This is a genomic window from Streptomyces sp. TRM68367, assembly GCF_014495685.1.
Lineage (GTDB): Bacteria > Actinomycetota > Actinomycetes > Streptomycetales > Streptomycetaceae > Streptomyces.
In genome coordinates this window covers 11,281-16,689 of sequence record NZ_JACTVI010000138.1, presented here as the reverse complement: position 1 = coordinate 16,689, position 5,409 = coordinate 11,281, and the positions used below count along the sequence as shown (strand labels likewise).

Annotated in this window: 9 protein-coding genes; 7 read left to right on the top strand and 2 right to left on the bottom strand. The window is 65.6% G+C overall.

The genetic code is table 11. From position 1 onward, the window contains the following. Nucleotides 1-485, top strand: a 485-nt coding sequence (locus H8R17_RS41380; RefSeq protein ID WP_187828351.1) for an HNH endonuclease, incomplete at its 5' end; no start/stop codon positions are given. Nucleotides 486-640: 155 nt separating this feature from the next. After that, a complete protein-coding gene (locus tag H8R17_RS41375) occupies nucleotides 641-1,126 on the top strand; it encodes a DUF4265 domain-containing protein (protein ID WP_187828350.1) in 486 nt (161 codons plus the stop codon). Nucleotides 1,127-1,216: 90 nt separating this feature from the next. Here the strand turns inward: H8R17_RS41375 and H8R17_RS41370 are convergent, their stop codons facing one another. Further along, the gene (locus tag H8R17_RS41370) at nucleotides 1,217-2,539 is read right to left on the bottom strand and encodes a site-specific integrase (protein WP_187828349.1); all 1,323 of its coding nucleotides are present in this window, start codon (nucleotides 2,537-2,539) and stop codon (nucleotides 1,217-1,219) included. Next, nucleotides 2,539-2,688: a helix-turn-helix domain-containing protein gene (locus tag H8R17_RS41365; RefSeq protein WP_187828348.1), complete on the bottom strand. Its 150-nt coding sequence runs from the start codon at nucleotides 2,686-2,688 to the stop codon at nucleotides 2,539-2,541. The genes H8R17_RS41370 and H8R17_RS41365 overlap by 1 nt, the downstream gene beginning before the upstream one ends. A gap of 32 nt (nucleotides 2,689-2,720) precedes the next feature. Here H8R17_RS41365 and H8R17_RS41360 point away from each other — a divergent pair, with 32 nt between their 5' ends. The 5 genes from H8R17_RS41360 to H8R17_RS46015 all read left to right on the top strand — a co-directional run. Beyond that, nucleotides 2,721-3,704: an IS701 family transposase gene (locus H8R17_RS41360; protein ID WP_187828347.1), complete on the top strand. Its 984-nt coding sequence runs from the start codon at nucleotides 2,721-2,723 to the stop codon at nucleotides 3,702-3,704. 18 nt (nucleotides 3,705-3,722) lie between these two features. After that, nucleotides 3,723-4,214: a hypothetical protein gene (locus H8R17_RS41355; RefSeq protein ID WP_223126069.1), complete on the top strand. Its 492-nt coding sequence runs from the start codon at nucleotides 3,723-3,725 to the stop codon at nucleotides 4,212-4,214. 43 nt (nucleotides 4,215-4,257) lie between these two features. Beyond that, a complete protein-coding gene (locus H8R17_RS41350; RefSeq protein ID WP_187828352.1) occupies nucleotides 4,258-4,713 on the top strand; it encodes a hypothetical protein in 456 nt (151 codons plus the stop codon). A gap of 127 nt (nucleotides 4,714-4,840) precedes the next feature. Then, on the top strand, nucleotides 4,841-4,963 hold the full coding sequence (locus tag H8R17_RS48080; protein ID WP_262505918.1) for a hypothetical protein: 123 nt from the start codon (nucleotides 4,841-4,843) through the stop codon (nucleotides 4,961-4,963). Nucleotides 4,964-5,124: 161 nt separating this feature from the next. Next, nucleotides 5,125-5,409 (top strand): hypothetical protein (locus H8R17_RS46015; protein ID WP_223126068.1); only part of this gene is annotated, 285 nt, incomplete at its 3' end.

The window sequence follows — 5,409 nt, the reverse complement described above, 5'->3', positions numbered from 1 at the left end:
TCCACATCATCGCCGTCCGCACCACACCCGGCGCGGCCTACCGGTGGAACCTCACCGTCCAGCAGCTCCACACGTACTATGTGCTGGCAGGGGCCACGCCGATCTTGGTGCACAACACCAATTCGCCGATTGGCTGTGGGCCGGGTGGTGAGCCGATTTACGACATCCCGGCGGGTTCGAGTGGTGGCTTCGGTGCGGGGAAGAAAATTCCGCCGAGCCTTCTAAAGGATTATGACGTCGGGAAGAATGCAGAGCCAGGGTCGATCACTCCCCTTTGCTCGTATTGTCGGACCAATCCGGCGGCGGCAATCGATCACGTTGAACCCAGGATCGGTGGCGGAGACCTCACTGATGCAAATACGACGCCCGCCTGCACCTTTTGCAATAGTTCGAAACGTGACCGGCTGGCTCCATTGAATCCGCCGCCAAGTTACACCGGCGCCTGGCCGCCGCCATGGTGGCCTTCGAGGATGACGCCTCCATAGGAGACGCAAGGGGCATAGACGGCCTGCGATAGCTGGTATTTCTTCCAGCCATCGCAGGCCATCGCGTTGGCCGCGGTCATCGTCGTGGCTCCGCCGGATCGCCTAGACTGCATGCGACTACAGTCCCCCCGTCCAGCCCTGACCTGGAGCGCCGCATGAAGTTCATCGTCCACGAGAGCCCAGTTCGACGGGGCGACAGCAACTATCTTGCGCGGGCTGACCTTGCGCCGTTTGGTCTGGAAGGCGAGATGGAGCAGCTCTGGCTCCAGCGACTCGAAGGTGATCTTCTTGAGTTGTGTTGCATCCCCTTCCGAACCTATGGCCTGGCGCTCGGTGATGTTGTTTCACTTTCGCCAGATGGGACCACAGTGGTGCGACTGGTTCGCAAGTCTGGGCGGCGGGTCTTGAGGGTTCTTCTGATGCCCGCCCCTAATGCGTCAGGCATGGCGGGTCAGATCGCCATTGAAGTCTCGAGGTGTGGTCTGATGAGTGAATGGAGTGGCGACAGGCACATTGCAATCGATGTGCCGACTGATGCAGATGTCACCGGGCTGATCAGGATCGTCGAGCGAGAAGAGGCGGCGTCTCGGGCTTATTGGGAATGGGCTGATGTCACCCCATTCTCTCCGGAGAAAGCGTAAATTCGTGGCCCAGGGAGCAAATTTGAGGCCCCACCGGAATGATTCCGGTGGGGCCTCTGGGGTCTCTGACGGCAGTAGTTGACGGCAACGTCAGCGGACGGGTGCTACACGAAGCGGTGGATAGTCGCCGTCGTCGGGCTCGGTCGTGGTCTCGGCGAGGTTACTGAGGGCGTGGCCGAGCAGGTCGATGGCCTGGCGCTGGAGGCGGAGTCGGACGTGCGCGTAGACCGTGGCGGTCACGCCGATGTGGGCGTGGCCCAGGAGTTCCTTGATGACGACGAGTTCGACGCCCTGCTCCAGGAGCAGGGTCGCGGTCGAGTGGCGGAGGTCGTGGAACCGGATCGGCCGCAGGTACGCCTCTCGCAGCAGGGCGTTGAAGTAACGGGTGAGTGTGGCAGGCTCGATCGGGTGCCCGTCGGGTCGCGTGAAGACGTGCTCACTGCCCTGCCACTCCGAGCCCGCCCGATCTTGCTCCCCGGCCTGCCGCTCGCGGTGTGCGCGCAGCGAGGTGATGCAGGACGCCGGCAGGGCGATGCGTCGCTCGGAGCTGATGGTCTTGGTCGGCAGGGTGGCCAGGCCCCGGCTGGTGGTGCGCTGGAGGGTGCGGCGGATGGTGGCGGTGCCGCTGTTGAGGTCGAGGTCTTCCCAGCGCAGGCCGAGGAGTTCGCCCTTGCGCAGGCCGGTGCGCAGGGCGAGTTCGAACAGGGCGGCGTGCCGGTGGCCTTGGGCGGCGGTGAGGAAGCGTCGGGCTTCGTCGGTGGTGAGGGGATTGAAGCGGCGGGGGCGGGGTGTGCCAATGCGGACGTTCCGGGCGACGTTGCGGGGGATCTCCTCCTCTCGCACCGCGTGCTCCAGAGCGGACTTGAGTACGGAGTGGATGTACGCGAGCGTCAGCGGCGAGAGCCGCTTGTGGCAGCACCGGCCGAGCGCGCAACAGCGCGGGCGGCGACTGGCCTGGGCCTGGGGGTTGCGTCCGGCGTCAATGCCGCGCGCGCAGCACTGGCAGACGGTCCGCAGCTCGTTGAGCCAGGTCCGGACATTCTTCGCCGTGAGCTTCGCGAGCTTCTTCCGGCCCAGGCCCGGTATCAGGTACTGGTGCACGACGGCGGTGTACCGGGTGTGGGTGGTCTCGCGGAGCTGGTGGACGGCAACGTTCTCCAGCCAGTACGTCAGGTAGGTGGCGAGGCTGCCCTGCGCGGTGACGACGGGGACGCCGCGGTTGCTGGCCGCGATCTTCTCGGTCAGTTTGGTGAGTGCCTCCGCCCGCGTTGTGCCGTAGACGCTGACGCGTTTGCGGGTGCTGCCGGGGGCCAGGACGTACCCGGCGGCTTCCCAGCGGCCGTCTTTGCGCTGGTAGACGGTGCCGTCTCCGTTGGCGCGGAGTCGCCGGGAGGTGGGGTTGGGCGTGGTCATCAGGCAGCTTCCTGTTCGAGGCGGGTGGTGATGAGGCGGTCAAGGGCGTGGGCGGGGATGCGGCGGGCTCGGCCGAGGGTGAGGGAGGTGAGCTGGCGGGTGCGGAGGAGGTCGTAGACAGCAGTGCGGCCGAGTTGGAGGCGTTCCATGACCGGGCGACGCGAAGTCCTCCACAGACTGCGTGGGGGCTGGACGGCAGTACTCGGGTGCGATCGGCGGCGTCGGCCTGTGTCAGGTGGCGGTGCACCTGGCGGCGGTCACGGCGACAGTGAAGGTGATCATCGACCGGGTCTTGTATCTCCCGGCGGACTGGGCCGCGGACGAGGAACGCCGCGAGGTGACCGGGGTGCCGGAGGAGATCGCCTTCGCGACGAAACCGCAGCAGGCGTCGGCCATGGTCGCCGACGCGCTCGCCACGGGGATCGAAGCCCGCTGGTTCGCAGGTGACGAGGTGTACTGCGGACGCGAACTACGCCGGGGTATCCGGTCGTTGGGGATCGGCTACACGGTTGGCATCGCCGCTTCCTACCAGGTCACCGACGGAGCAGGCCGCCGGTGGGAGGCCCGCGAACTGATCAACAAGGTGCGGCCCGGACAGTGGATGCGCCGGCAGACCGGACACGGCACCAAGGGCACCCGTGAGTACGACTGGGCCTGGCTCGATGTCCGTCCCGACGATGCTCCCGACGAGAACGAGAACGGAGCAGGGACGAGCGTTCTGGTCGCACGCCGGCACCGCTACACCGGCGAGGTGTCCTACTTCCGCTGCTGGGCTCCCGGCGACGTCTCGCTCGGCACGCTCGTGGAAGTGATCTCCCGCAGGTGGCGGATCGAGGAAACCTTCCAACTGGCCAAGGGCTTCACCGGACTCGACCAGGGCCAAGTGACCTGCTGGAACTCCTGGATGCGGTGGTCACTGTTCTCCCTGATAGCCGCCGCTGTCCTCGCTCTCACGGCCGCCGCCGTCCACGAGGCCACCGAGGAGCGGCCTGAGCTCGTCCCGCTGACCTGCCCCGAACTCATCCGTCTCCTGCGGGCCCTCTCGCTGCCCCCACCGGCCCGCGACCGCGACCACGTCCTGCACTGGACCGCCTGGCGCCGCCGCCATCAAGCCATCGCGACAGCCTGCCACCAGCAACGACACGGCCGTCACGACCAGCCGTGATCAAGAACTACAGCTGCCGTGCCGGACGGCCACCCGGCACACCACGCTGCCCGCACCCCGAAAGATCACCCCGAAACCGCCCGAGACCGCAGATCAGAATTCACGCGGTGGATCCAGGCTCAGGCTGAGTCCGAGGCAGAGAAGCTCTCCTATGTGACGTACACGAAGACCAACCCCGAGACGGGCGAGGTCTACACAGGGCGCTCTCGCGGTGTGGGTACGCCTGAGGAAATCGTCGCGGGCCGCGACTCCGGTCACCATATGAACGACAAGGGGTTCGGCCCGGCTGTCCTGGACAAGTTCGCAGAAGCTACGAAGAGTGTTGCCGAGCGTCACAGCGATCCCGCGTACCAGGCAATTCGCGGCCGCGAGCAACAGCTCATCGACTTCTTCGGCGGGGCCAAGAGTGATGGCGGTATATCTGGAAATGCCATTCGGGGAGTCGCCGCCGACAACCCCCTACTGGGCACCTTCCTCAATGCGGCAACAAAGATGTTCGGTGCACCGTAGTGGACGGATGCTACGCTCGCCGGGATCGAGAGGAGTGTGACGGATGACTGTGCGGTTCTTGGCCGGCAACGTCCTCAAGGTGTCCGTCGCCGCTGGTAGTAGCGCCTACGCGCTAATGCTGGAGAAGCGGCCGTACATCGCCTTCTATGCCGGGGGCGAGGGTGCGGGCGGGGACCTGCCGGACTTGGCGAAGCCCCCTGCGTTCATCGTGGCCGTTGCCAAGTCGGCTTACTCCGGCGGGCGTTGGGGCGATGTACTCGGGCGCGTCTCCAAGGACTCGCTGCCGGCCATCCCCCAGTTCTTCAGGCAGAACGTGATGGATCCGTCCGACTGCGAAATCGTCGAGGCCGACGGGCAGACCCGGAAGGCTTCACCTGCGGACTGTGTGGATCTGGAACGCAGCGCCGTTTGGTCCGCGGAGCACATCGAAAAGCGGCTTGGTGATTATTTCGCGGGCCGCCCGAACGCCTTCGTGGAGTCGATGAGAGTCAAGTTGTGAGATCGCTACCGGGATCCGGAGACTGATCGCTGAATCTCTGCCCAGCCTGAACGCGACCGGCGCACCGCCGGTCGCGTTCAGGCATCCGAGGTGCCATTGGTAAGGCAGCTCATGAAAGGCAGCGCATATGCTGGATCAATTTCTGGTGGATTTCCCGATCACCGGCCGAGAGGCGGGCGACGGTGATCTGTCGCGGACTTCTGTGGCGCTGCGTGAAATCTTCATCGAATTTGGCCGGAGTGACACTTGAAGCAATTCCGGCCCGGACGACGCCTGGCGCGCCTCCAGGGCCTGCAGCGCCCGCAACATGACAGCCTCGGGTGGTGAGTTCGTAGCAACGTCACGTCCTCCACGGTCGGCGGTCAGACCTCCACGTCGAACTTCGACCGCAACCGGCTGGCGACCACCGTCGTGGCGGGGGTGTCCTCGGGCTACCACTACGACCCCTACGGCCGGCTGGACAACGTCACCACCGCCGGCAGCGTGGTCGAGCGCTACACCTACGACGGCTTCGACCACATCGCCTCCGAGCAGAAGAAGAACGGCACCGGCTACGACACCACCAACTACACCTACGACCCGTTCGACCGGACGGTGTCGCAGACGGTGAACGCGGGCGCCACGGGTGAGAAGACCACCGTCTTCGACTACCTGGCGATGTCCAACGCGGTGGTCTCCGAGACCGTGAACGGGACA

What these genes read in the sequence shown, in the direction of transcription:
- H8R17_RS41375 (WP_187828350.1), top strand. Translation starts at nt 641, where the DNA reads ATGAAGTTCATCGTCCACGAGAGCCCAGTTCGACGGGGCGACAGCAAC.
- H8R17_RS41365 (WP_187828348.1), bottom strand. Translation starts at nt 2,688, where the DNA reads ATGGAACGCCTCCAACTCGGCCGCACTGCTGTCTACGACCTCCTCCGC.
- H8R17_RS41350 (WP_187828352.1), top strand. Translation starts at nt 4,258, where the DNA reads ATGACTGTGCGGTTCTTGGCCGGCAACGTCCTCAAGGTGTCCGTCGCC.
- H8R17_RS41370 (WP_187828349.1), bottom strand. Translation starts at nt 2,539, where the DNA reads ATGACCACGCCCAACCCCACCTCCCGGCGACTCCGCGCCAACGGAGAC.
- H8R17_RS48080 (WP_262505918.1), top strand. Translation starts at nt 4,841, where the DNA reads ATGCTGGATCAATTTCTGGTGGATTTCCCGATCACCGGCCGAGAGGCG.